Annotated in this window: 17 protein-coding genes and 1 tRNA gene; 15 read left to right on the top strand and 3 right to left on the bottom strand. The window is 58.8% G+C overall.

Going from position 1 to position 25,259, the window contains the following annotated elements; all coding sequences use genetic code 11:
• Window positions 1-386: 386 nt before the first annotated feature.
• From VGG64_18460 to VGG64_18500, 9 genes are all read left to right on the top strand, one after another.
• A complete protein-coding gene (locus VGG64_18460; GenBank protein ID HEY1601590.1) occupies window positions 387-542 on the top strand; it encodes a hypothetical protein in 156 nt (51 codons plus the stop codon).
• A gap of 126 nt (window positions 543-668) precedes the next feature.
• Entirely contained in the window at window positions 669-1,100 is a 432-nt protein-coding gene (locus VGG64_18465; GenBank protein HEY1601591.1) for an OsmC family protein, read from the top strand.
• A 790-nt stretch (window positions 1,101-1,890) separates the two neighbouring features.
• Window positions 1,891-2,385: a hypothetical protein gene (locus VGG64_18470; GenBank protein ID HEY1601592.1), complete on the top strand. Its 495-nt coding sequence runs from the start codon at window positions 1,891-1,893 to the stop codon at window positions 2,383-2,385.
• A 441-nt stretch (window positions 2,386-2,826) separates the two neighbouring features.
• Window positions 2,827-3,057, top strand: coding sequence for a hypothetical protein (locus VGG64_18475; GenBank protein HEY1601593.1), 231 nt, complete (start codon window positions 2,827-2,829; stop codon window positions 3,055-3,057).
• Window positions 3,058-3,278: 221 nt separating this feature from the next.
• Window positions 3,279-4,490: a glycosyltransferase gene (locus tag VGG64_18480; protein ID HEY1601594.1), complete on the top strand. Its 1,212-nt coding sequence runs from the start codon at window positions 3,279-3,281 to the stop codon at window positions 4,488-4,490.
• A 574-nt stretch (window positions 4,491-5,064) separates the two neighbouring features.
• Window positions 5,065-5,151: transfer RNA gene (locus tag VGG64_18485), tRNA-Ser, on the top strand.
• A 479-nt stretch (window positions 5,152-5,630) separates the two neighbouring features.
• Window positions 5,631-6,446 carry a hypothetical protein gene (locus VGG64_18490; protein HEY1601595.1) on the top strand — a complete coding sequence of 272 codons (816 nt, stop codon included), beginning with the start codon at window positions 5,631-5,633 and terminating at the stop codon, window positions 6,444-6,446.
• 201 nt (window positions 6,447-6,647) lie between these two features.
• Entirely contained in the window at window positions 6,648-7,100 is a 453-nt protein-coding gene (locus VGG64_18495) for a thioesterase family protein (GenBank protein HEY1601596.1), read from the top strand.
• 212 nt (window positions 7,101-7,312) lie between these two features.
• Window positions 7,313-8,971: a DUF1571 domain-containing protein gene (locus VGG64_18500; protein ID HEY1601597.1), complete on the top strand. Its 1,659-nt coding sequence runs from the start codon at window positions 7,313-7,315 to the stop codon at window positions 8,969-8,971.
• A gap of 65 nt (window positions 8,972-9,036) precedes the next feature.
• Here VGG64_18500 and VGG64_18505 read toward each other — a convergent pair whose 3' ends face one another.
• Together VGG64_18505 and VGG64_18510 are read right to left on the bottom strand one after the other, a co-directional pair.
• A complete protein-coding gene (locus tag VGG64_18505) occupies window positions 9,037-10,791 on the bottom strand; it encodes a hypothetical protein (protein HEY1601598.1) in 1,755 nt (584 codons plus the stop codon).
• A 5-nt stretch (window positions 10,792-10,796) separates the two neighbouring features.
• A complete protein-coding gene (locus VGG64_18510) occupies window positions 10,797-13,436 on the bottom strand; it encodes a PVC-type heme-binding CxxCH protein (protein HEY1601599.1) in 2,640 nt (879 codons plus the stop codon).
• Between the two features lie 273 nt (window positions 13,437-13,709).
• On the opposite strand from VGG64_18510, the gene VGG64_18515 reads away from it, so the two are divergent.
• Both VGG64_18515 and VGG64_18520 read left to right on the top strand, forming a co-directional pair.
• Window positions 13,710-15,326, top strand: a complete 1,617-nt coding sequence (locus VGG64_18515; GenBank protein HEY1601600.1) for an isochorismatase family protein — start codon at window positions 13,710-13,712, stop codon at window positions 15,324-15,326.
• Between the two features lie 326 nt (window positions 15,327-15,652).
• Window positions 15,653-16,780, top strand: coding sequence for a prenyltransferase/squalene oxidase repeat-containing protein (locus VGG64_18520; GenBank protein ID HEY1601601.1), 1,128 nt, complete (start codon window positions 15,653-15,655; stop codon window positions 16,778-16,780).
• 18 nt (window positions 16,781-16,798) lie between these two features.
• Here VGG64_18520 and VGG64_18525 read toward each other — a convergent pair whose 3' ends face one another.
• On the bottom strand, window positions 16,799-17,707 hold the full coding sequence (locus VGG64_18525) for a VOC family protein (GenBank protein ID HEY1601602.1): 909 nt from the start codon (window positions 17,705-17,707) through the stop codon (window positions 16,799-16,801).
• A gap of 286 nt (window positions 17,708-17,993) precedes the next feature.
• On the opposite strand from VGG64_18525, the gene VGG64_18530 reads away from it, so the two are divergent.
• The 4 genes from VGG64_18530 to VGG64_18545 all read left to right on the top strand — a co-directional run bounded on the left by VGG64_18530 (window position 17,994) and on the right by VGG64_18545 (window position 25,183).
• The gene (locus VGG64_18530; protein HEY1601603.1) at window positions 17,994-19,397 is read left to right on the top strand and encodes a neutral/alkaline non-lysosomal ceramidase N-terminal domain-containing protein; all 1,404 of its coding nucleotides are present in this window, start codon (window positions 17,994-17,996) and stop codon (window positions 19,395-19,397) included.
• 261 nt (window positions 19,398-19,658) lie between these two features.
• Window positions 19,659-21,587, top strand: a complete 1,929-nt coding sequence (locus VGG64_18535; GenBank protein HEY1601604.1) for a hypothetical protein — start codon at window positions 19,659-19,661, stop codon at window positions 21,585-21,587.
• Between the two features lie 36 nt (window positions 21,588-21,623).
• A complete protein-coding gene (locus tag VGG64_18540) occupies window positions 21,624-23,729 on the top strand; it encodes a hypothetical protein (GenBank protein ID HEY1601605.1) in 2,106 nt (701 codons plus the stop codon).
• A gap of 44 nt (window positions 23,730-23,773) precedes the next feature.
• Window positions 23,774-25,183: a WS/DGAT domain-containing protein gene (locus VGG64_18545; protein HEY1601606.1), complete on the top strand. Its 1,410-nt coding sequence runs from the start codon at window positions 23,774-23,776 to the stop codon at window positions 25,181-25,183.
• The last annotated feature ends 76 nt before the right edge of the window (window positions 25,184-25,259 follow it).

The following is a 25,259-nucleotide window of genomic DNA, read 5'->3' on the forward strand; positions in this document are numbered from 1 at the left end:
CGGCGACTTGTAAGTCGATGCGCTACCAAGCTTGCGACGATCGTGTTGTTCGCCCGCCCATGAGCTTTTCAGTCAATCGACTTTTGGGTTTCTCCGCACTGGTCCGCAGTTCATGCACGTCAGTTTCGACGACGTTCGTGTCGTGCGCGACAATCTGGCAGGGAGCGCACGCACAACACGCATACCGAACTGCTTATTTACCGATGCCGAGTTGGCTCACGTCGCCATTAGTGATAGAGAGGCCAAATCACAAGGCCTGCGCTATCGGACGCTAAAGCTTCCGATGGCCGCTATCATGCGCATTTGCACGCACAGTGATAACCGCGGCGTGATCAACGTCCTGATTGTCGACGATGATCTAAATCCTGGACTGCACAGCATTGGGTATGGGAGCGAACGAATTGACGGCGGCGGTGCAAGTTGCCGTGGTAGGCCACTTGTCCTACACGGTCTTTCGCGAAGGCATCTTTGCACACGCCACGACAGCCGACGGGCTGACAGCGCAATTCTCGGCGGCGCCGGCCGGACCTGACTCCCGTTAGTCCGCAGGCGGCCCGATACATCCAATCCGGATCACAGGAACCGGCGTCTGAATGGCGAAATGACCTCGAATACTGGTAAACTATCGAATCCTTGGCGAGACACGCTTTAACAAAGGAGACCTACCGATGAGGATCAAGAGACGTGGATCGGCTGCCTGGCAAGGGGGCATAAAAGACGGCAAAGGCACAATCTCGATCGAGAGCGGTGCGCTGAACGCTTACCCCTACGGCTTTGCCAGCCGTTTTGAAGGGCAGCGCGGAAGCAACCCCGAGGAGCTGATCGGCGCCGCGCACGCGAGCTGCTTCACCATGGCCTTGTCGCTGATCCTCGGCGAAGCCAAGCTCATCGCCACGCAGATGGACACGTCGGCCGAGGTTACATTGGATCAGGTCGAAGGGGGGTTTGCGATTACCGCCATTCATTTGACGTTGAAGGCCAAGATACCAGGGGCCGACCAGGCCACGTTCGAGCAACTCGCGGCGAAGGCCAAAGCCGGCTGCCCTGTCTCTAAGCTTTTCAAGGCGGACATCACGCTCGATGCGACCCTGCTTCCCTGATCCAACAGGCCTGGAATCATCGAGCCCTTGATTGAACGGCCATGAACCGTTCGGCGACAAGCGGCTTTAACGCCGATTGCCGGCTACGGTATAGTCCCGCCGTGATCATGCGAGCAAAAAACGAAACATGATGGCGAGGATCAACAGTGTTGCCAGTGCGCTCGCCGGCGACCAGAATCGCGTAAGCAGACCAAACAGGCCCGCACCGACAGCACATGAGATGATTATCATCGCAGGACGGCTCCAACAGCACCGGGCAGTTTGCCCAAAAGATACTTCCGATTATTCGCAACCATCCCATCCCGGAACCATTTGCCGATCGGCATACCGTCTTTGGGATAGGCCCTCGTCAAAGGGCTAGTCACCGGCCCGGCAGCAGGACGCCGCGGCCGGTACCGTCGTAAAGCCGAGAAAATACTCATGGAAAACCGGCGGAGACGTCCGGCCGGGTTGCTCTTGGTCTGTTTGCGTGTAGTCTTGAGAATGGCCGATTCGCGCTTGCCGTGGTTTGGCCAAGACAAGTGGCGCCGCTGATGAGCACTACCCGCGCCGCAGGACATCGTCGCAGGAAAAAGAGAGATTAGTTTGGATGGGTTGGCCGAGTGGTCGAAGGCGGCAGTCTTGAAAAGCATTAGCCGTCCCAATCCACTAGCGCCAATTTGCCAGGAAACCCTCGCAAACCAGGCGTTTTCATCACACTAGCCGCCGTCAGTAAATGCCTGTACAAACACATGTAAATGAGCGTTAGCAGGTATCATTGACACCTGCTCGGAAGGTCGGGGAGCCTACGATGGATGATTTTCAGAAAATGCTCGCGGAACTAGCCGAGAGCGTCGCGGCCTCGAACGCTGAACGTGAGGCGCGAAGGTTCGCCGCCGAATCGGCGCGAAATCAAAAAAACGCCCTAGCGGGGCAGGCCGCAGGCAACTTGCTCTCATCGGCGGCGGTGCCGATCATCGCGAGGATCATCGAGGCGCTCAAGATCGGCGGAGAAGCCGAAAGTGTGAAGATAGACAATATCGACTTCATCGTTACGCCGCCCGTCCAATCTGGCGATCTCAAAAAGTCGATCGGGGTCGGAGTCACATCGGCAGTTAGCCCTGAAGACGGCGAGACCTTCCTCATCGTCCACTGTGGCGTCGCAGTCTCCCAACAAAGATCGCAGATTGTACTTCGGTGTGGCTGTCACAATTCGTACGGACCCACGGCGGATCCTGCCATGGTTACAAAATGGCTTGAGGCGGCTATCGGCGACAAGGTGGCCGGGGCGTATCTTCGCGCGTAAATCTCCGGCCCTAGTCGCGACCGTAACCGCCGGGCGCGCTCCCGCTACATGTGTCAAATTCTGTCCCCTCGCGCCCTGCTCGCTCATCACCTCACATTGCTGCGCGCGCGTCCCATTTGGTTGTTCCCGAACCACGTCCAACTGGGGGTTCGGGCTTATCGCTAAGGGTGACAACCACAGAGATACAAGTTTTACGTAGGTCTAAATCGGATGTGCGTCAATAGCGTGCCTTAACTCGTACAAATCCGCCCCGCGAGTCGCCGTGTGTTTCCATCTTTTCCTTGACGTTCTCGCGACTACTTGATAGCTTCAGGTCGCGCGAAGAGGGCTTCGCGATTTGCACAGACATGTTCTTCCTGTTGAGCGCCTAGTGAAAACCGAATAAGAGTCATTTTCGACACTCTTACTTCTCTTGGTTTTCATTTTCAAGGTTGGTGAAACATGTCTCCTGCTCTATCTTTGCCCATTGGCCGCAGCATCTCAGTCCGCACTTTTGACATTCTTGTCCGTGCCTGCGTGGCCACCTTCGAGGTATCGGCAGCGGTCGCGGCACTCGTTCGAGTCGATGATCTGGGACCGATCACACTGGCAACCCGCCCAACAAGGGCAGCCACCGCGCGCTTCGCGCCTCGCGCTCGTCGCGGCTTGATCGTACGTGCGGCCTCGGCCTGATACTGTTGTCCCAAAATTCGCGGCGAGGGCCAGGCGATTGAAGCGAAGTATGTGTGCAAGCTCGCTCGGTCTGGAGCTATGTCGGCTTAGGTCGGTTTCGCGGGCGAACCTCTGTTCGCTCGAAGCAGACGCTTTCCTATTTGGGTAGCAGGGCTGACAGCGACAACGCTTCTCTCGGCAGAAATGCCAGGACTGCGATTTTCACCTCGCCAATTGAGCATATGAAGATTCTGCTCAACACCACTACACTCACGATTGGTGGCGCATTGCAACTGGCCACGTCGCTCATACGGGAAGCCCTGCGCCGTCCGTCAGACATCGAATGGCACTTGGCGATGTCGCGCCCCGTATACGATCAGGTGCGGCAGTTTCATCCGTCCCCCATACCGCGCGCTACGGTATTCGAGCAAAGTCCAGCAAGAAGCTCCGACGCCCGAAAACGATTGCGAGAGCTTGAGGCGACGATTCGTCCGGATTGCATTTTCACGCCCTATGGACCGACCTATGTGCAATTTGCGGCACCACATCTGATGGGTGCAGCCAACCCTTGGGTGGCGCATGCGGACATCCACGCCTACCAGGTAATGGGGTTTCCTTTCGAGTGGCTGCAAACGTTCGTACTCAGCATCTATCGCGGATATTGGTTTCGCAAAGCGGAAATGTTGACTGTGGAAACCGAATACGTTCGGCAAGGTTATCACCTCCGCGTAGGCACGCCTCTCCCGCGCATCGCGGTGGTCCCGAATACCTGCGGTCAGCATTATCTCCAGCATCAAGGTCTGCGCCCCTACCCAAAACCCGGCAAGCGGATTCGCATCCTTTGCTTTGCGGCTCCCTATAAGCATAAGCGCGTCGATATCGCCTCGCACGTCGCCGCCGAGTTGACGGCCCGTCGACCGGAACTCGACTTTGAATTCGTCACGACAATCGCTGAGGGGGACCCCATGGTCAGCCGGATGAAAGAATCCGCTAAAGCCCTCGGCGTCGGGTCGCGGATTAACAACCTGGGAGTAGTGCCTGTCGTCGCCGGTCCGAGTCTCTACGAGAGTTGCGACATATGTTTCATGCCGACGGTGCTGGAGTGCTTTAGCGCTACCTATCCTGAGGCTATGGCAATGGGGCTTCCCATCGTTACCACCGATCTAGGATTTCTACGTGATGTGTGCCAAGATGCGGCGCTGTACTTCCCGCCCAACAATAGCCGAATCGCTGCGGAAAGAATTCTTGAGTTGCTCGGCTCAGAGTCACTATGGAACCGCCTGATCATGGCCGGCAAACGTGTCTTGAGAGGCTTGCCCACAGCATCGGAAAGATTTCGAATGTACGTGCAGTTGCTCAAGCAAATGCGCAAGACCCCTGAACAGGCGTCCCCGCTAACGCACCTTCCGCATCACAATCGTTCCAGTGATTCTCGAATGGATGCCGGGATTTGAATTCCCCGCCAGCGCCGGTCTAAACGGCTGTCGCTTTAGGTTCACTTCACCGCCAGCTCAACTCTGGGCCTCAGCCGCCGCCTCGGCAAGGATTAACTCTGCGTCATTGAGCGCATTTCGATTCCGATACCCAGCAGGATTCATCGCATTCGTGTTCAATGTGGCATGTTTCAACACAGCCCTGATGTCCTTCCGCGACACGGTGAGAAACGTATTGATGACGTCCGCAACGGGGGGCTACCCCGATCGGGGCTACGAACGGCTCGCCTTTATACAAATCAGCCTTATGCTCCTCGAACAAATCGTACGCAGCCCCGAAATTCTCCCACGGGCCAAAGTACACGTGCTTGCCATTTATATTTTCGCATCAAGGTCCGATTGCATGCGCGAACACCAGGAATCCCTTAAAGGGCTTCGCTGGCTTAGCCCTCCTTGTCTTGGTAATCTTGGGACTCGCCCTGGCGGACCCCTTTTAGAATCAACAAGCGTTTAAATGAGGGTGTCAGAGCCGCGGGTGTCGGAAATGAAAACAAGCCTTGCTGAAACGGTCAAAACGCCGTGAAAGCAGGGCGTTGGATGGGTGGCCGAGTGGTCGAAGGCGGCAGTCTTGAAAACTGCTGGGTGCGCAAGTGCCCCGGGGGTTCGAATCCCTCCCCATCCGCTTTGCGCGTCGCGACGGGTACGGCCCGTTGGCCCGATTTCCGAGCGGAATCGGGCAAAAAAGGGGTTCCGTAGTCCCTGGCATGCGGCCGGCCTTCTGGTTGACAGGGGGGATGGGATGATTACTTTCGGAGTAATGATTAGTTGCCTCCGCATCCTGTCGTATGGGTCGAATCCGTCCTTTTTTCGTGACAGGTTGTGATTCGCGGCAGGCGCGCTCGATTGACCAGTGTCGATCACGCGTGGGTGCCGGAAATCGCCAGCGTGCTTCGGTTGTTCGGGCAACCATTCTCGCGGCGTAAAAGACACCGTGGCTGGTGAGCGGCGGTTAATTCGCGTTTTGCTGATGCGTGTCGTCGGTTACAACGCGGGTGACCCTATTGTCGCGCCGGCGCTCATCGGGCGTAGAATGCGTGGCGTTCATCGTCAGCCAGGGTACTTCGTCTCGTCCGTAGTCCGTCACCGAGCAGAAGGGCTCACATGCGGTTAATCAAGCTTCCCGGCGTAGATGCCCCGCAAGGACGATGGATCGGTTTGTCCTTGCCGCGCCGCTTCGTCTGCGACCTTATGCGTCATGCTCAGGCGGTACCCAGCGTTCCGTCACAACGACGCATGCACTTGGGCGAGGTCATCGCCGCGCGTCGCGCTCGGCCCGATCGTATTAGTTGGTGTGCGATTTTCATCAAGGCGTATGCGATCGTATCGGCGGACCGTCCTGAGCTGCGGCGCACCTATATGCCGTATTTGTGGCCACATCTGTACGAGCATCCGTTCAACGTCGCAAATTTCAGCTTGGAGCGGCAGTATCGTGGTGAAGAGGGAGTCTTTTTTGCCCAGGTGCGTCAGCCCGAGTTGCTGAGTCTTGTCGAGCTGGATGCACTCGTGCGGCAACATCAAGTGGCGCCGATCGAAGAAGTTCCCAGCTTTCGTCGCACACTGCTGTTGAGCCGGTTACCGATGCCGCTGCGCCGCCTGGTCTGGTGGCTGGGGCTGTTCAGCGACGGCGGCTACCGTGCGCACTTCTTCGGAACATTCGGGATTAGTGTCGTGGCATCGCTGGGCGCCGCGGGCTTGCACATTCTGTCGCCCCTTACCACCACGCTGAACTACGGTATTTTCGAGCCCGACGGCGCCATTGATGTGCGATTGACCTACGATCACCGCGTGCTGGACGGAGCACCCGTGGCTCGGGCGCTGGCCGCTTTGGAGCATGTGCTGCGGACAGAGATCCTGGAAGAGCTGCGACGTTTGCCGGCCGTCACTGCCAAGTCCGATGAAGTTGCCGTCATCACGTAAGCTCACGATTTCAGGGTGTTCACCATCGCGGCGCCGCAGGCAATGGCCGTATGGCGGTTGGACAACATCCTATTGCCGTCGCCAAGGCTATTGGCGGCAGGTCGTCCGCGTACCGATTTTGTTACGTTACCAACAATGTTAGATGGGCATGTATTGATCGGTTAATCTTGCCTTCTACAACGACGTCCAAGAACACAGCCCATGCACGAACCTTTTCGTTATTGTTTGCGTGTGCGGTACGGCGAGTGCGACGCCCAAAAGGTCGTGTTCAATGTTCACTACGGACACTACGTCGACCTGGCCGTCCTGGAGTTCATCCGTGCGCTGGGGTTTGCCAATATCCTCGTAAATGGGCCAATCGACTACCAATTGGTCAAGCAGACCTTGGAGTGGAAGGCTCCGGCGCGGTTCGATCAGGTGCTAGAGATTTCCGTCCGCGCAAAACACCTGGGCAACACGTCATTTACCTTGTCGGCCGAGTTTCGCATTGCCGGCGAGGAGGCCGTGATCGCGACCGCGGAGACAGTCTATGTCCTGGTCGATGCGGTTTGTCTCACAAAAACTCCCTTGCCGGCAGACTTTCGCGCGGCGCTGGCACGCGGTGGCGAAAAACTTTGGATCGATCACTCCGATAGCACTCCCCGCTCGTCGTAGTGGCAACCTGAAGCCGTGTTAGGGGCTTGGCCGGGCTTCCGATGGCTGAAGTGATCTGGCACAAGCTGGTCTCGTCTGATTTGCAAGGACCAGAGTATATTGCCGCACCGCTCTCTAGGCATGATCGCTCGAACCATTGCGCCGTGCATGACGTACGACGGCAAATCTCGGCAAAAACGGCAATAAACCGTCACAAGGAGTTGACATCCGCCATGGTCAGATACGCCCAGCTGCTCTCACTTTGCGCTGCCGTTTTGATCGCTAGCACTGCTGTCTGCGGCGGACAGGCAACGCCGTCGGCGCCGGCCCAAGGCCCGATTTGTCCGTCGCCTGGCGACCTGAGTCCCCGCTCGGGCGAGCATCCCTTGGCGCCGCTGATTCGCTGGGGCAAAGCCGGTGTGGCGGCGCTACAGCGCGTCGACGCTTACACATGTCGATTGGCCAAGCGCGAACGCGTGGGGGGCAAGCTCAGCAACTATCAATGGATGTCGGTAAAAGTGCGACAAAATCCTTTCAGCGTGTACGCCGCCTTTGCCAATAAGCAAGAGCGGCCCTGGCAAGAAGTCGTTTATGTCGAGCATCGCGACGGCGGCAAGATGTTCGTACACTCGGACGAATTTCGCTTGATGGGCACGGTTTCGCTTTTTCCCGACTCGGATCGCGCGATGCGCGACAATCGCTACCCGCTGACGGAAGTCGGCGTGTTGAACCTCATTCAGCGACTGGTCGAACACGCGGAGAACGATTCCAAGTTCGAGGACTGCGAGGTCAAGATCTTCAAAGATGCCAAGATCGAATCGCGACCGTGCCTCTACATTCGCGTGACTCACAAGGCGCGCCGCCCGGAATTCAGCTTTCACATGGCGCGAATTTTTATCGACAACGAGCTGAATGTGCCTGTGCGCTACGAGGCTTACACCTGGCCGGACGAGCCGAATGGCAAGCCGTTGTTGATGGAGGAGTACACGTACCTCGATTTCAAGCTTAATTCGCAATTCACGGATCGTGACTTCGACATCCACAACCCCGACTACTTCTTCCCGCCCGATTTTGGCGAGCCCGACGTCGACTTTGCCGACGTGAAGCCTGTCGCGCAGCTGCCGGGCACCAGCGGCAAAGACGGATCGAAGTCAGGCGACAGCGCTCAGCCATTGGCCGGCGTATTGGCCTTGGCGAAGGAGACGATGGCGCGAGTTAACCAGGCACGTGATTACACCTGTTTATTGAGTCATCGAGAACAGTCCGGCGCGGAACCTGGTAAGTACGAGAACCTGCTGCTCAAAATTCGGCACGATCCGCTCGCCGTGTATGCCTTCTTCCTGGGCCCCAAAACGCCCAAAGGGCAAGAGGCGATTTACAAAAGTGGACCCACGGGCCAAAACGTCGTCGTGCATTCCGTACCGGGCCAGGGACGTCCCACTGTCACGCGACAGGTGGCCGCCGATAGCGCCGAGTTGACCACGTCGACCGGCGAACCGATGAATAACCTGGGGATGAGATCACAACTGGCCCGCTGGATTGCCATGTACGAGGCCGAACTGCCGCATGGCGAGGCCACGGTGAAATACTATCCCGAGGTCGAAGTTGATCAGCATTTGGCAACGTGTATCGAGGTAACGCATCCCACCGCGCGACCCCATTTTCGCTTTGAGCGGACGCGGTGGTATATCGATGACGAATTGAAACTGCCCGTACGATTCGAGGCTTACGGTTGGCCTGCTTCGCCGGGCGGCAAGCCGCCACTCGTCGAGGAAGTGAATTTTCGCAACGTCGAGATCAATCGCGGTTACACAGACGAGGATTTCGATCCGTCGAATCCTAACTACGCCTTTGGCCGCCAAGGTCCCATGGTGCGCACGACCTCGCGATAGCAATGTCTCGGTCGAAGCAAGACCCGAGTCCACTGAAAGGTGATAGCAGTTCGAAGATTCGCGTTTCAGGGGCCGCCGACTACCGTGTATTCGGCCGTCGACGATGCGTGTTTGCCGACGACCACGCGAATGTCATTCGCCTGATGGAGGGATAGGTCGATCCGCAGGACGATCTTGTGCACTCCACGGTCGAGATTGGCCACGGCCAGCTTGTCGGGCCCCAGTTGTCGATCATCCACCCACACGGTTACGCCCTGAGGATTGTCAAGTTTGACTTCGACCTCACCCGCCTGGCTCACGGCTACTTCACCGTACAGATACAACACCTTGCCGCCGTCCGTTACTAGATCTGCAAGCGGCAACGCGCCTCCGACACAGCCATAGGCTGGCTGCCACTCGTTCGGCTCGGCACCGAGCACCTGGGCTGTGAATATCCTGTCGTCGGGGATTTGGTTAACGAGCTCGCTGGGAGTCTCCTTGAGGTAACGCCAGCGCTGAATCGTCGGCAGCGAACGGACCGCATACGGACCCGGCTTGCCTAACTCGCCGACAAACCTAACCAAATCCAGAAATTCGGCGTGCGTCAAAAAGCTCGATAAACCCTTGGGCATCAGCGAGCGCCCTTCCGCTTCTTCATCGATGTCGGCGATGGGAATGGTCACTCGCTTGCCGGTTGCATCTTTGATGATCACGCGATTGTCGTCGCGGTCGGCGACAATACCCTGGTACACCAGCCCGTCGGTCGTGACGAAATTCCGTGTGAGAAAGCTTTCTTTGATGCTTAAATCGGGGTGCAAAATCGAAGTAATCACGTAGTCGACTGGCGAGGTGGCGCCCACGGCACTCAGGTCGGGGCCCACGTCGCCGCCTGCCCCACTGATCGAATGGCATTTCAAGCAGCCAAGATCGCCGCGACGAAATATGGCCTCTCCGCGTTGCGGATCTCCCTTGGCAAGTACTTCGGCCGAAAGTTTGATCAGTTCATCGGGTGTCGGCGGTGCGCGTTCCACATCGATGCCTGCCGCTTTGCTTAGAACTTCCACTAGTTGCGCATCGCTCCGACCGGCCAAATACATATGCCGCAAGGCGAGTTTTGCCGTGTCGACGGGCACGGCAGCATTGGTCAACGCGACAGCCAGCTGATCGGCCCCGCCCTGGCGCGCGAGGAACGTGTCGAGCAGCAGCCCAATATTTGCTGCGTTTGCCGCAGCGGCGGTGAGCAACCCGGCTGCCTTGATGGCCGCTTGTGGCACATCGTGTGTTGCACAGGCAGCCACGCCATAGGCGCGCAGTCGCGGGTTGTCCGCAGCCAACAACTTATCACCCGTCTCCCGTGCCACGTCCCCGCCAATTGCCAGCAGCGCATCGAGCGCCAAATGACGCGACTCATCGCTGCTGCTGGGGTCGAGCACGCGGCTCGCCAGCGGCGGCGCAAGCGCGGGCGCCTTCCAGGCAGCGGCCAAGCGGATCGCGACGCCGGCGATTGCCGGATCGCGGTCGTCCAGCAGGCTCAGTAGTGCACCGGCCTCGACAGTGGGTATGACCTTGCGCGTCTGTGCCGCCACGGCTAGACCGTCGAGCGCCTGACGGCGCATCTCGCCGCTGAAACCGTCGGGCTTCACGACTTGCTGAAAGATGAAGCCAAGATCCCCTGCATTCCCGCGCTGGCAGATCAGGTTTACCACGCTCGCTACGCGCTCGGGAGGTAGCCTTCCGCTTTTCAGCAAGCGCACCATCGGCGCGGCATCCCCCTGAGCAAGAGCCGCGAGGGGAGGGAACGCGCAAATGGTCAATATAATCGCAAGGGGAATGGGCTTCATAATTGTTATCGGCCCGCTTGCGGATTAGCCGACGCTGGCGGTGTTTCCTTGGCGCGACGCTCGAGCGTGTCGAGAGTTTCTTTCAGCGTGTATTCCAGATACGGGTCCTGCGGATGCGCCAATGACTCGAGCGCCACTTCGGTGGCCTGCGGGTCGTGGAAGAAACTCGCCGCACGCACCGCCTCCAGCCGCACGCGCGGATGCTCGTCGCCGGCCTGCACCTTCAATAGCGCCAGCGGTTCTTCGACACGATCGCGCCAGTAGCAGAGCACACGCGTTGCGGCCGCGCGAGCACGGAAGTCTGGCGAGCGCAGTACGCGCTTCAACAAGGTGGAATCGACCATATCGTGCTGCTGATGAACCCACAGAGCTTCGAGCAAATTATGCTGATACTCCGGGCTACTCGCGTCGAGATTCGCCACCCATTTGTCGAGTTCTGCCATGACCTGGTCGCTTTCGCGGGTGCGCAACTCGCGTCGGACGCGATACAACGTGCGATCCTCATAAGATTTCAGCAGGTCTAATAGTGAGCCAATCGAGGCGCCGGCAATTTGCGGCGGCTTAGCCAAGGGGCGGTTCTTGTACGTGATACGCCAAATCCGTCCGTGTGTTTTGTCGCGATTCGGGTCGCGAATCGAATGTTGCATGTGGCCGATCAACGGATTGAACCAATCGACGACGTACAACGCCCCGTCAGGACCGAACTTCAGGTCAACTGGGCGGCAGTTTAGATCCTTCGACTGCAAGAGCGGCTGCACTGGTTCGGCGAAAAAACCGGATCCTTCTTCCCGCATCTTGTAGTTCAACGTGCCGTGGAACCCGATGCAGTTGTTCAAGATGTAGTTTCCCTGCACGTCGTCGGGAAAATGGCGGCTGGCCACGATTTCGCAGCCTGAGGTCGGGCGCCACTGCATCTTGAGGAATTGCTGCATGTTGCCATGCTTGTGCGGATGATCGACCTGGCCCGAGAAGGCGGTGCCGTAGTAATTGGCTCCGCCCGAGGCGTCGGCCACGAAATTCTGCCCCCAATGATCGAACACTTGTCCCCAAGGATTGGCAAACCCGTAGGAGATGAATATATCGACCTTGGCCGTTAGCGGCTCATAACGAAACACCGCGGCGTTGGCGACGCGTTGCGGACCGTACGGGGTTTCGATCTGCGTTTGATGGAACGTCCCTTCCATCGAATAGAGCGCCCCGTCTGGCCCCCACGTGAAGGCGTTGTTCGCATGGTGCGAGTCTGCCGAGTCGAACCCGTGCAGCACGATCTCGCGATGGTCCGCCCGATCGTCGCCGTCGGTGTCTTTCAAAAACATCAGATTCGGCTGCTGGGCCACATAGGCGCCGCCATCGCCTAGTTCCAATCCGGTGGGCAGGTACAAGTGGTCCGCAAAGACCGTCTGCTTGTCTGCTTTGCCGTCCCCATTGGTGTCTTCAAGGATGAGCAGCTTGTCATTGACGGGCGTGCCCGGCAAATACATGGGGTACGACGCCATAGTGACGACCCACAAGCGACCGCGGCTATCGAATTCGAATTGCACGGGTTTTTGCAGGTCCGGAAAATCGATCTCCGAGGCGAACAGGTTCGCGTCATAACCGTCGGGTAGTTGAAACTGCGCACGCTCGGCCTCGGGAGTCGACAGGACAATCGGCGCCGTATAGTTGGTCTCAACTTTGACAAAATCGCCGGTGTTGCTGTCGTCGATCGTTTCCGGAACCGATTGGCCCTTTGCTATCGCCCAAATGCGGGCATCGCGATTGGCAATCATCTTACGCAATTTGGCGAACTCGGCAGGAAAGTTGACCACGCCGAACGGTTTTTTGCGGCCACCATAGATGTAAAAGCCATTGACGGCGCGATAGTCGTACCAGAATTGGAGGTTCTTTTCGTTGACTGCGGCGCGCAGCTTTGCCAGGTCGATCTTGCTGTCCTGCGGGCGAGCACCGAACAGCGCGCCGTCGATCAGCTTGGCAACTTCGCCGTCTCCATAAGAATTCAAATGCACGCCGTTGATCGTCCACGGTTCCTTGGAGCCTTGCATCTGGCTCGAGGTCGGCGTGAATAGATCAACGAACACCACGCCATGCTGTTGGGCGAGCTTGGCCATCGCCTCGGTGTACAGCTTTAGATTTTGATTGTTTTTCAATCCGTTGGGCAATGTCCGGCGGTGCAGGTTCTCGTGGGACATGGGCGAGACGAGGACCAGACGCGGTGGCGCCACGCCGTCGTACTTCGTCGTGGTGCTTTCCTGAATAAACTTTTCCAGGTCTTGCTGAAATTTGGGCAGACCGGCCGATCCACCGAACGATTCGTTGAAGCCAAAGCAAGCGATCAGCACGCTTGGCTTTTCGTCGGCGAGGTTGTGTCCGTGGTCCTTGAAATCTTGCGACCGCATGCGAATGGTTAATTCATCGGCCGACCATCCCAGATCCCGCACCGCCAAGTCGAGATCCGGGAAACGGCTATAGAGCAGAGTCTCGAGATTGCCGAACTGCTGCATCCGCTCGGCCAATGTATTGCCGATGATGACGATGCGATCTCCCTTGTGGAGCGCAAGCGGTGGATCAGCGATCGCGCTGTTGGAGACAACAACCAGCAACGCACAAGCAATCGTGACACGGGAAAATTGGCGAGCTATTGTCATGTGATCCTTTCTGGGCAGATTACGTGCGGCATGAACGCGGGGGGCGTGGCTTTCGGTCGCATTCCTGACCAAGCTGACCGCTGGTCTGCGAACCGGGCAAACGCCGGGAATTCTGCGGGGAGGGTTGCCCTCTATATGACCATGCGACGGACCGGCGTTCAAGTCGGCGATAACTCAATGGACTTACGGGACTTGTGATGTAACTGGCGGCACGCGAAAATCGAACCCGGCCCGTCCCGTCCGCCGGACGCCTCATCACGCCAGGAAACTAGCATGCTCGCCTTCCGATTGCTACGTGCCCCGCTGGCAATGTTCCTCGTCATGGCTCCGTGGACCGCATCGTGCGGCGCATCAGCAGCCAGTGACGCGGTCTGGACGATCTCGCAACGCTCGAGGTCGGAGAAGGTGCCGGGCAGCGGAGAATACACAATAACCGAGACACCCGTCGACTGGGACCCGCGCCAGACAGCGGTCATCGTTTGCGATATGTGGGATCGGCACTGGTGCCAGGGAGCAACGGACCGGGTTGCCGAGATGGCGCCGCGAATGAACGAGGCCCTCAAGGCGGCGCGCCGGCTAGGAATGCTGGTTATTCATTGCCCCAGCGACACGATGAAATTCTACGCGGACATGCCGCAGCGAAAGCTCGCGCAACAGGCACTGCGCGTGCCGGTGCAGTCTATGCCTGCCGGCTGGTGTCCTTTGGGGGCTCACAAAGAACCGCCGCTGCCCTTCGACAACTCTCATGATCGTTGCGACTGCACGCCGCAATGTCCACACGGCAATCCCTGGCGCCGACAGATTGCCACGCTGGAAATTGCCGATAACGACGCGATTACTGACAGCGAAGAGGCGTATTTCCTGATGCGCGAGCGCGGGATCAAGAATGTCGTCGTCATGGGCGTACATACAAATATGTGCGTTCTTGGGCGGCCATTCTCCATTCGCCGCATGGCCGCACTGGGGCAGAATGTGGTACTCGTTCGCGACCTGACCGACTGCATGCACGATGCGCTGTCGGCGCCCGAAGGGCTCGACCATTTCCGCGCCACGGATCTGGTCGTTGAGCATATCGAAAAACATTGGTGCCCCACGATCACGAGCCATGATCTGCTCGAAGGCACAGCATTCGTCTTTCGCGAAGACCAGCGGCCGCACGCGGTGTTCGTGATCGGCGAGGACGAATACGAGACCTGGAACACGCTGCCGGTTTTCGCTGAGAAAGAACTTGCGCCGCGCGGCCTGCGCGTGACGATCGTGCAGGCGAATCCGCGCGACAAGAATGATTTTCCAGGCCTCGAGGCACTCCCGTCAGCCGATGCCTTGCTGGTCAGCGTGCGGAGGAGAACTCCGCAACAACAGCAGCTGGATTTGATCCGCCGGTTCGTGGCGGCTGGCAAACCAGTGGTGGGGATCCGCACGGCCAGCCATGCATTTTCGTTGCGTGACGACAAGCCGGCTTCAGCAGGGCACGATACCTGGCCCGAGTTCGACGCCCAGGTGTTGGGGGGCCACTACACGGGCCACCATGAGAACAATGACGACGGCACGCCGCGGACCGAGATATGGTCTCTACCGGAGGCTCGATCGAACCCCATCCTGGCCGGCTTCCCCGACCAAGAGGTGCGCGTTATCTCGTCGCTTTACAAAACGAGTCCCTTGGCGGCGTCGGCAACGCCACTGGTCATGGGCCGCGGGGCGGGAGGAAAACTTGACGAACCGGTCGCATGGACGAACAAAACGGCTTTTGGCGGCAAGGTGTTTTACGTGGCACTGGGCGGTCCGACGGACTTCGAAGTTCCCGCGTTTCGCAACTTGCTTACGAAGGGTATTTTTTGGGCGCTGGGCAAGCCAGTCCCTGAGACTCCGGTAGCGGCTCGCCAACCCTGACGAATTAACTGTCCACACTCGACCGGGATGGCGAAAAAATCACCCTGCTGGCGAGTTTTTGATCTGGATTGGTTGAATTTGCTAATCCGCGGTCTAGTTTCACTCGGTATCGTGTGGGCAGCTCGCGGATGGGTGGCTGGGAACGCAATATGCTCATGGTGGCGGACACTTACGACCCGCGACAATCTGAACGCCCACTAGGGCCACGCTCTGTACAGCGGCACACGCTAAAATAGAGTGAGTGAGTAGCCCGCAAATTTCTTTTAGGGGAATTTCCATCCCACGACCTGTGGGTGCGATACACGAAATATAAGGATCTTGAAGTAATGATGCGCAACGGCAAATCGCTTTTTGTCGCCTGTTTGATCGGGGCAACCGGGATCACCGTGGGCAGTTCCGCTACGACTGCTTCTGCGGCCTCGGCCGCTATCAACCAGGACCAAGCCATTAGTAAGGCGATCGATTTTCTACGCGTGAAAGGGCAGGCCGAAGATGGCTCGTTCAGCGCGGCGGCAGGGCCGGCGGTGACGGCGCTTGTGACGAAGGCGGTGCTCGAGAGCGGCCGCACCGCGCAAGATCCCGTGGTGGCCAAAGCACTCAAATACTTGCAGGCTTTCGTTCAGTCTGATGGCGGCATCTATCAACCGGAGTCGCGACATCGCAACTACGAGACATGCGTGGGGCTGATGTGCTTCGGTGCGGCCAACGCTGACGGCCGCTACAACGCCCTGGTGAAGAATGCCGAAGCCTTTTTGACCAAGGGGCAATGGGACGAATCCGAAAACGTGCAGCCCGACAACATCGCCTACGGCGGCGCAGGATACGGACAAGCTGAGCGTCCCGATCTCTCCAATACGCACTTCCTGCTCGACGCCTTGAAGGCGGCCGGCGAGGGGGAGGACGACGAGGCTTTCAAGCGTGCCCTGGTGTTTGTCTCGCGCTGTCAAAACCTGGAGAGTGAATACAACACCACCGAGTTTCCGGCCAAGAACCCCGATGGCGGTTTTTATTACACGCCGGCCGGCGGCGGACGCAGCATGGCGGGCAATACCGACAACGGAGGCCTGCGCAGCTATGGCTCTATGACCTATGCCGGTCTAAAGAGCATGATCTATTGCGGCGCAAATGCCGACGATCCCCGCGTGAAAGCGGCCGTGGAATGGGCTCGCAAGCACTATACGCTCGAAGATAATCCTGGCATGGGGGACGCTGGCCTTTACTATTATTACACCTTGTTCGCCAAGGCATTGGCGGCCACCAAGCAACCCACGATTACCGATGTGGAGGGCAAATCACACGATTGGCGCAAGGAACTGGTGGCCGCTCTGTTGGAACGGCAACAACCCGACGGGTCGTGGGTCAACAAGAATGCCCGCTGGATGGAAGGGGACCCGAACCTGGTGACGGCATACGCGCTGTTGGCTCTTTCTTACGCACGCCCGGGCGCACCGTAAGGGGCGTGCATCGAGCCATCAGTCCTCCCACACTCCCTCGGGGATTGGTTTGGCCTCGACGATCTCGATTGTGACCTTCTCAGGGGCGAGAACTGTAAAGCTCTTCGTCTTGATGTCGTCGTGCATCGTGATTGGCTCGACGATCTCGACGCCCGCGGCTTTCATGCGCTCGAACACCGGCTCGATGTCGCGGTAAGAGAATGCAATGTGGTCGATCGGTCGGCCCCGCGTAGGCTGGATTTCCTTGAGCGGTTCGTCGGGCCACCAGGGAGGGGCCGGCGTAACATCGGGTTTGCCGAAAAAGATCATCGTCACGTTGTCGCACGGGATCACGTTGATCCAGATTCCAGCCAAGGTCGACATGTTCCCCTTCGGTTTCTCGACTTTGGGACGTAAAGGCTTCAATCCCAGATTCTTGGCATACCAGCCGACCGTCTCGTTCACGTCAGTGCAAAAAAAATGGACGTGGGCAAAACGGTGGTGCCCCATGGTGTTGATCTCGATCAATTCCTTGTCCGGCCCGTTGATATACATGTAGTAGTTGTCCGAGCCAGGTAACGGCGACAACGGTGTGTGAATATCAACGCCGTGATTCTTCCACCACTCGAACTCATTCTTGACGTCCACGCCCCCCCAGCCGATGTGCCAGATCCCGGTATTGAGTTTCGTCTCGGGGGGAGTATCCACTTTGTTCAACAATAGAAACGACCGTTCGGTGAATAGCGCATCGGCCACGCCGCGGTACTTGGTGGGCGTGGCGCCGAACACGCGACTATAAAACTTGATCGAGCTCTTGGGATCGGTCACGTTCAGGTGTACGTGATGAAATCGAGCCGGCGCACTATCCTCGGCCCCGGCGGGCACTGTTCGCGATAAAACAATTCCTGCCAGAAGAAACAGATGTAACTGTGGGCGGCAGCGAAGCATGATGGCTCTCCAATCGTGCGGGCGCGTCGATGTTGGATGTCAATCAGAGCGCAACCGCTTCGTGACGGGCCGAAGCGTGTGCCCATCTTACCCTGTGGAGTACCAGCGATGAACGGCCCGGCGAGCGCAGTCGCATTCCGGTGATGGCCTTCGAATTTCAAAAGAAGTGGGGCCGACTTGGGGCCGGATGACAATCCCTGGGTCGCTAGGATCGAGCGCATTTTGTTGCAAACCCGTCGCCAAATTGCCAGACTGTGGACAGATACCGTTCCTGGGAGACTCACAGATGCAGCGCCGAGCCCTGCCTTTTTTCATGTTGGTCGCCCTCGTCTGGGGCATTGTTTTCAGTGTTCTGCCGGGCAGAACTGGGGCAGCCGAGCAACTTTTGGCGGGCGTCGCTGCGGTCGAAATTACGCCACCTCCCGGCCTGCTGATGTGGGGTTATTCCAATCGTCCCCAGCCGGCCACAGGCAAGCTCGACCCACTCATGGCGCGGGCCTTGGTCCTATCCTGTGGCGGCACGCGTGCCGCGGTGGTGACCTTGGATTTGGGGCGCACGCCCGAGGACCAATTACTGGCCGCGCTGCGGGCCCGCACGTTGGCCAAGTACGGTGTCGGGGACTTGCTGGTGACGGCCAGTCACACGCACGCCGCACCATCGCTGGAATCGCTCGACGACGTACCCAACAAATACGGTCCAACGGTTATCGAGGCCATAGACAAGGCGATCGGCGAGGCCGCGGGCCACCTTGTTTCCGTGCGATTAGGCGTCGGCCGTGGAACGGTTGATATCGCGCACAATCGTCGGCATTTCCTGCCCGATGGTCGCGTGGCCATGCAATGGCGCAACATGGAGCATGAGCCGACGTCGCCCGTGGACAAGGAGTTCGTGGTCGTGCGTCTTGATCGCGAGGACGCCACACCGTTGGCAATCTTGTTGCATTACGCTTGCCATCCCGTGGTCCTGGGACCAGATAATCTGGAGTACAGCGCAGACTTTGTGGGTGTTGCCTGCCACGATGTCGAGCAGAAGTTGGGGGCACCGTGCCTGTATCTGCAAGGAGGTTGCGGGAACATCAACCCGTACGCTGACAAGACGCCGCTGGCTAAGGGGGGCCTGGTGGAAATGCGAAAAGCGGGCGCGGCCCTGGCGGTCGCCGCAGCACAAACGGCGCGCGAGATCAAACCCTTGGCCCAACAGCCTGGCATGCTCAAGTTCGAGGCGCATCCGGTGCCTGTGCGCGTCCGTTGGAACATTCAAGATCCCGACGTGAAAGCAGTGCTTAGTAAAGCCTACGGTCCGCGGTTCGACCGCTACCTGGCCGGCATGCTGAAATCGGGAGAAGTACGTCCCGAACTGACGACGCTAATAATCGGTGACGCTGTGGCGTTCGTGGGGATGCCAGGTGAGATGTTCGTAGAGTTTCAAACCATCCTCAAGACGCAATCGCCGGTGCCAACGACACTATTGGTCGGTTACGCCAATGGATACCACGCCTACTTTCCCACGATTCGCGACGCGGCCGCCGGAGGTTACGGCGGCAAGACCGCCACGTACGTGGCCCCCGGCGCGGGCGAACGCCTGACCGACGAAGGCCTGATCACACTCTACAAATTGGTCGGCAAGCTGCATGACGTGCCGCGCGCCGAAGATTTCAAATTACTCGAATACGACGACGTGAAGAAATAGTCCGCCACAATTCTTCAGGCGGCTTGCGTCCCCCCTCTGCACACACGGCGTCGATCGCCCAGATTAGTGACGATTCTACGTGCGCCACCGGCCGTATCAGTCGGGCGAGGCAAAGAGAATTCTTCGCGATCGGAATGACGTAACTATTTTTATAGTAAACGTTTATGTGTATATGTGCATCCAAAAGACAGTGTCGGCGTTGTATTTTATCGAAACACCCCATGCCTTGCAGATTTCCTAGTCGTCACGCCATAATCGTTCATGCGATTTTGTGGTGTAAAGAACGATATTTGTCCGGCGCGCCGGATGTGGGCTATCGGCCCGTATTATCTGGCACTCTTGCCAGCCGTGGTTTGGGCTTCGGCTCTGGCGTCCAACGTGGCGGCCGACGTCCCTTCAGTCGTCGCCGAGCATTTGCCGTCCGGTTCCTGTCTGACAGTTTTTGCGGGGGATCTGGCCGACCTTTGTCGTAGTTTCGAGCAAACGACCATTGGGCAAACCCTATGTGGCGATGTGTTCGAGCCCCTGGTCGCCGAGCTTCACCGTGGCAAACGGGCTGGCCCATTGAATCTTCAGCCGACGTTCGGCTTCGATTGGAGCGATCTCGCCAAGGTCAGCAGCCCTGGCGGCGTGGCAGTTTTTTCGCTTCCTGACGGCGTACAAGGTTCGGCCTGCCTGATCATCTCGGCGGCACCGCCAGGTTCCGACCCCCCCTGCCTGGCAACGGCGGCCCGGTATTTTCGTCAGCAGGGAATGACCGCCACCGAGATAAAACGGGCATCCGCGCGCGTCACGGTCTGGCAGACAGCCGCCACTGAGCAGGTCAAGGCAACCCGTGTCTTGTTCGTCGCCAACGCGTTTTATGGCGTTGCCAATTCCCTGGGCGCGGCCGACGCGATCCTGCAAGTTAAGGCTAATCAATCACTCGCTCATGAGGTGGCCTTCACCTCATCCATCCAGCCGCTGACCGGGGGACCGACCACGATTTCTAGTGACGCGCTGTTTTTCCTGCGTCCCTTGGAACTGTGGGAGAGTATGCCCAAGGATGGCAATGGCAAGCCGCAGCCGGATAACAAAGAGTCAACGGCCAAGGACAAGGATACGGTCAAGCAGCCCGACCCCATCGAGACGTACCGCCGTCTGGGGTACGGCGGAATCAAGGCCATCGGCGGTCGCGTTCGATTCATGGCTGCGGAGCCATGCGAATGGGAAGTCCAAGCCCGCGTGATCATGCCCCGACCTTTTGCGCGGGCCATGCGATTACTGGACTTACATACGGGTCCGTTTGCGGACCCTCCGGCATGGATTTCTGCAAACGTCTCGAGCGTGTGGCGCTGGCGCTGGGACTTCGCCACTTCGATCAAGGGATATGGCAACCTGTTTGACGAAGCAAACGAGCCTGGCCCCGATGGCGAAGGCATGTTCGAGGACCTGCTGGACGGCATTCGCGACGATCCCGAAGGTGTGATGGTCGATTTGCGCAAAGATCTGTTCGGCAGCCTGGGGGCTGACATGCTGTCAGTCACCGATCACCTTGGCAAGCCGATTGAAGGGGAGCGGAATACCGAGCGCACGGTCTATTCAGCCACGGTTCGCGACGCAACGACCATTACGGATGCTTTGGCGCGTTTCTACAAGGCCGACGAGCGCGTGGAACATGTGCGCAATCCTGATTACGACGTGTGGTCGGTGCCGGAAGGTGCGTCATTGTTCGTCGAAGGAGAGAGCGACTCCGTCGTCACCGTTCGCACCTTGGCCATCGGCGAAGAGCAACTATTGTTCGGCACTGATGTCGATTTGCTCAACGTGGCCCTGAGCGCAAAATCGCCAAGCCAGCCGTTAACCGACGATCCGACCTGGAATCGATTGCTGAAATGGATAGAAACGCAAGGTGGGTCGCAGGTTGCATTTTGGGCGCTCTCGCGGCTCGACGTGACGCTCGGCGATGCCTATCGTTTGGCCGCTAAAGAGCCGGCCAAAGATGACGCATCCGACCTATTCACCGGACTTTGGCGCGTGCTATTTTTTGGCACGACCGAGCCCTCGTCGCAGCTACCGTATGCAACCATCCCTCCCTACGAGTGTGCCCGCGCGATGTTGCCGCAGGCCGGCACGTTTTTGACTCCGACCGACGAAGGTTGGGAACTTCGCATCGGCGGCGCACGGGCTGGGCAAGAGAAGGCAAACTAGGCCCGATAAATGATTTCCATCGGTGTACAAACTAGCATGCGACCGTTTCGTTGCAGTCGACGCGAGGGCATTGCCCGCGTGGCCGCGCTGATTGTCGTGCTAGCCGGCGCGCAGCCAGGCTTTGCACAGACCGACTCGACGGCGGCACGCGAAGGACGCGCGGCACTGCGCGAGGTTCGGCAAACCTATCTCGTTCAGGGAACGTCGGCCACTTGGGCGCGACGGCTGTCACTCGATGACGTCGCGGCTGAATTGCGTGCCGGAACTCGTGCGGATCCCAAAGTTCTAAAGGGTTTCATCGGCGAACTACGCCGCACGGATGTGCCACAATATCGCGAGAAGGCGTTTCAGCGGCTGTCCGCGGCACTCACGGCACGAACGAAAGAACTGGCAGACATTCCCGTCGACGAGTGGCAATCTCACTGCGCCGAGATCGCGAAGAATAGTCCTCCCGCGACGCCGGCCGTAATTGATGCGCACCGCAAGCTGCTGGCGGAACGCTTGGACTCCTTCGAGCGGCGGCTGCCCGAACTACGGCAGTCGACGAACCGTTGGAGTAAGTTTCTTTTTTGGCCAGAAACGCGTCAACTAGCGACCTCGAACGTCAGCGACCCTGACGTGCTCGATCGATTGGAGAGACGTTGGCAAAACGCGTTATCCGTCTGGCAGTCCGACGAACTTTTGGAAGTCTCGATGGCCGTGCAGACATACGTTCCTTTGTTACGCAGCTATCTTTGGCCGGAGACGGCCGAGGAGCGCGCCGCGGCCTGGGACCAGATAGCGGCCCTGCTTGATCCGAGCGCTCTCGCGGAAAAGGCGGGTCCTGCGGCGCTAGGGCAGGCTATCCACAATCGGGAACGCATCGGGCAGGCGCCGCAGCTTACGGCGTCGATCCGCCGTCATTTCTCCCATCCCAACGTCGTGTTGCAAGTCCGACCCTCTTGGTTGCAGGCCAAATTATCGCAACCGATCAACGAACCGTATCGCGTCAACGATGTGTTCGCAGGCGCGCGCACGGTGGGCTCGGGTCGGCTGGTCGGCAAGGCAACGTTCGAGGTATTGCCTTCTCAGGTTGTCGGCCGTTGGGTGATGCGCTTGGACGCGACGTCGACGGCGCGCACCACTGGCTACAGCGATCGAGTGCGCGTGCAGAGTCGCGCCAATACCAGTATCCGCGGAGAGAAGCAGTTTGTGCTCGACGAGGTTGGGCTAACCTCACGCCGCGCGACGGCCGATGCTTCGACGCGGATTGTGTACGACGGCATCGATGCCGAGGGATTGGCCCCGAGGCGTAACGAAGCGACCCGGCAAACGCAAGCCCGACGGCCACGTGCCGAGACCGATAGCTCTGCGCTGGCCGAGCGTACCACGATCGGGCAACTCGATACCGAGGGCCAAAAACTGGCGGCCAGCTTCAATGCCTCTTACCGTAAGGACTATCGTGATCCGTTGATTCTAGCGAATCGTTTAGTGCCTGCGACGCGAGTACGCGCCTCGCGCGAATCGGTGCGCTGGGAATGCGATTGGATTAGCCCCACGGGGTTCGCGCGCACACCCGCTTCGCCCCAGCTGGCTGATGCCGCGGTGGCGATTGGTCTGGCGTCCACAGCGTTGGAAGAAGAGGCGACATCGTCGCTGGCGGGCCGTCGGTTGTCCGGCGATGAGTTGGTCAAAGCTGTTGGCGGTATGCTGGGCGCGTCGGATGCCCCCGGGCAGACGACACAAGACTTTGCCGTCACATTCGCCAATCCGCCGTGTGAAGTGCAAATTGCCAACGGTGTGGTCCATGTCAGGTTACAGATCACTTCGTTTCAAGCTGCCGAAGTTGAGTATCCGGCGATGTCGGTTGATGTTGACTACACGCCCAGCGAACGCGACGGTGGATTGACCCTAACCCGGCAGGGCGGTTTACGGGTCAAGTTCTTGGCGGCCGAAGGCGAGCAGCCCAAAGCCGTCAGTGGCAGACAGCAAACGCTGAAACTTGCTGTGCAGCGCCGACTGGGCCGAGTGCTGACCGAAGAGTTGCGTTGGCCCGCCATCGTGCTGCCGGATTGGATTGATCGCGGCGCCAAGTTGCGGGTCGACGCCGTCAGTGCCGACGCAGGCTGGTTGCAAATGGCGCTCAAGCCTGACCCAAGTTAGTCGCAGGCCGGAATTGTTCCTCAGAGTATCGGATGGCTAGTGCTATGAGTGCCATTGGCTCGGCAGATGCAAAATCCGGGTTGACAAGCCAGGAGCGGCCCAGCGCCTTGTTTCCGCTGCCGTTCACGCCCTTTGAGTATTACTATTGGTCGGACGACAGCCCCGAATATCCCAAGGTATTTCCGGTCGACCTGCGCTTCTCGGGTAATCTCGACGAGACTGCCTTCCGGTCAGCCGTGCGCGCCGCGCAGTTGCGGCATCCGTTGCTAACGGCACTGGTTGACGACAGCGGTGCGCTACCGCGTTGGGTGAATGCGGACGATCTCCACCCACTAGTCGATTGGGCAGGCGAAACGGACCCAATTACTCATCCTGATGGTGCGTTTATCGATCTGCGCCGCGAGGTGGGCCTGCGGGTGTGGGTGCGAACCAGCCCTGCTGCGACCCGCGTGGTTGTGCAGATTCATCACGCCTGCTGCGACGGACTGGGCTGCTTGCAATTCTTGGAGGATCTTTTCCTGTGCTATGTGGCAGCTCTTGGCACGGATGCACAAGCGATACCGCTACCCGAGCTCGACGCCGATCGACTGTGCAGGCGAGGCCACTTTGTCGCCACGGAAAATCCTCATCCGACCTTGCGCATCGCGCTGCGCGATATTTCGATCATGACGTGGCAATGGTCCAGTATCCTGCTGCGTCGCGCGGCAGTGCTAGCCGCGCCGGGCGCTGGCGGGTGCGCTGAGAAAACGACGCGAGACCTCTTCGGCTTTGCCAGCTATGCACTCGACGGCGCCATGGTGCGACAACTCCGCTTGATTGCCTCCGGACAGGGCGCTACTCTGAATGACCTTTTGCTACGTGACATGCTGTGCGTGCTGCGCGAGTGGAATAAGCGGCACGAGCGCAAGACACGAGGCCGAATCCGATTTAACGTGCCCGTTAGTCTGCGTGAAAAGGGAGACGAAGCCCTGCCGGTGACCAACCGGATAGGGTTTGCGTTCGTGACGGAGCCGCCGCAGAACTGCACGGACGCAGCTAAACAGCTCGACGCCGTACGGCAGGAAATGGAACGCATCAAGCAATGGAAGCTCGGTTTGTACTTTTTAGGAGGGCTGGCACTGGCAACGGGCGTGCGCGGCGCCGTACCGTGGACTCTGCGCCGCAATCAGTCGCTGGCGACCATGGTGCTGAGCAATGTAGGTCGTGCGTTCGCTGGTTGGCCACTCGCGCGGCGCGGGAATCACATTGTCGTCGGCAACGTGGTGCTGGAACGAATTGCGGCCGTGCCTCCCATGAGACGGCTGACACGTGGCGCCATGGTGATTCTGGATTACGCGGACGAACTTACGATTTCGTTGCAGTGTGACCCGAAATTCTTCGACAAGCAGCAAACGCAGATGCTACTTGATGCCTATGCCCAGCAATTGTCGCAGACATGCGAGCGCGGCACCTGAATGATGCCCGGCTCGTGGACGGGAGTATGCGAAGTCCGCGCATGCCCGAGAGCAGCCAGTTTGGGCCAAAAAACGA

The sequence above is a fragment of the Pirellulales bacterium genome (assembly GCA_036490175.1).
Classification (GTDB): domain Bacteria; phylum Planctomycetota; class Planctomycetia; order Pirellulales; family JACPPG01; genus JACPPG01.

Coding starts and splice junctions, on each gene's coding strand:
- VGG64_18460 (HEY1601590.1), top strand. CDS start 387: ATGGGAGCGAACGAATTGACGGCGGCGGTGCAAGTTGCCGTGGTAGGC.
- VGG64_18465 (HEY1601591.1), top strand. CDS start 669: ATGAGGATCAAGAGACGTGGATCGGCTGCCTGGCAAGGGGGCATAAAA.
- VGG64_18470 (HEY1601592.1), top strand. CDS start 1,891: ATGGATGATTTTCAGAAAATGCTCGCGGAACTAGCCGAGAGCGTCGCG.
- VGG64_18475 (HEY1601593.1), top strand. CDS start 2,827: ATGTCTCCTGCTCTATCTTTGCCCATTGGCCGCAGCATCTCAGTCCGC.
- VGG64_18480 (HEY1601594.1), top strand. CDS start 3,279: ATGAAGATTCTGCTCAACACCACTACACTCACGATTGGTGGCGCATTG.
- VGG64_18490 (HEY1601595.1), top strand. CDS start 5,631: ATGCGGTTAATCAAGCTTCCCGGCGTAGATGCCCCGCAAGGACGATGG.
- VGG64_18495 (HEY1601596.1), top strand. CDS start 6,648: ATGCACGAACCTTTTCGTTATTGTTTGCGTGTGCGGTACGGCGAGTGC.
- VGG64_18500 (HEY1601597.1), top strand. CDS start 7,313: ATGGTCAGATACGCCCAGCTGCTCTCACTTTGCGCTGCCGTTTTGATC.
- VGG64_18505 (HEY1601598.1), bottom strand. CDS start 10,791: ATGAAGCCCATTCCCCTTGCGATTATATTGACCATTTGCGCGTTCCCT.
- VGG64_18510 (HEY1601599.1), bottom strand. CDS start 13,436: ATGACAATAGCTCGCCAATTTTCCCGTGTCACGATTGCTTGTGCGTTG.
- VGG64_18515 (HEY1601600.1), top strand. CDS start 13,710: ATGCTCGCCTTCCGATTGCTACGTGCCCCGCTGGCAATGTTCCTCGTC.
- VGG64_18520 (HEY1601601.1), top strand. CDS start 15,653: ATGATGCGCAACGGCAAATCGCTTTTTGTCGCCTGTTTGATCGGGGCA.
- VGG64_18525 (HEY1601602.1), bottom strand. CDS start 17,707: ATGCTTCGCTGCCGCCCACAGTTACATCTGTTTCTTCTGGCAGGAATT.
- VGG64_18530 (HEY1601603.1), top strand. CDS start 17,994: ATGCAGCGCCGAGCCCTGCCTTTTTTCATGTTGGTCGCCCTCGTCTGG.
- VGG64_18535 (HEY1601604.1), top strand. CDS start 19,659: ATGCGATTTTGTGGTGTAAAGAACGATATTTGTCCGGCGCGCCGGATG.
- VGG64_18540 (HEY1601605.1), top strand. CDS start 21,624: ATGCGACCGTTTCGTTGCAGTCGACGCGAGGGCATTGCCCGCGTGGCC.
- VGG64_18545 (HEY1601606.1), top strand. CDS start 23,774: ATGAGTGCCATTGGCTCGGCAGATGCAAAATCCGGGTTGACAAGCCAG.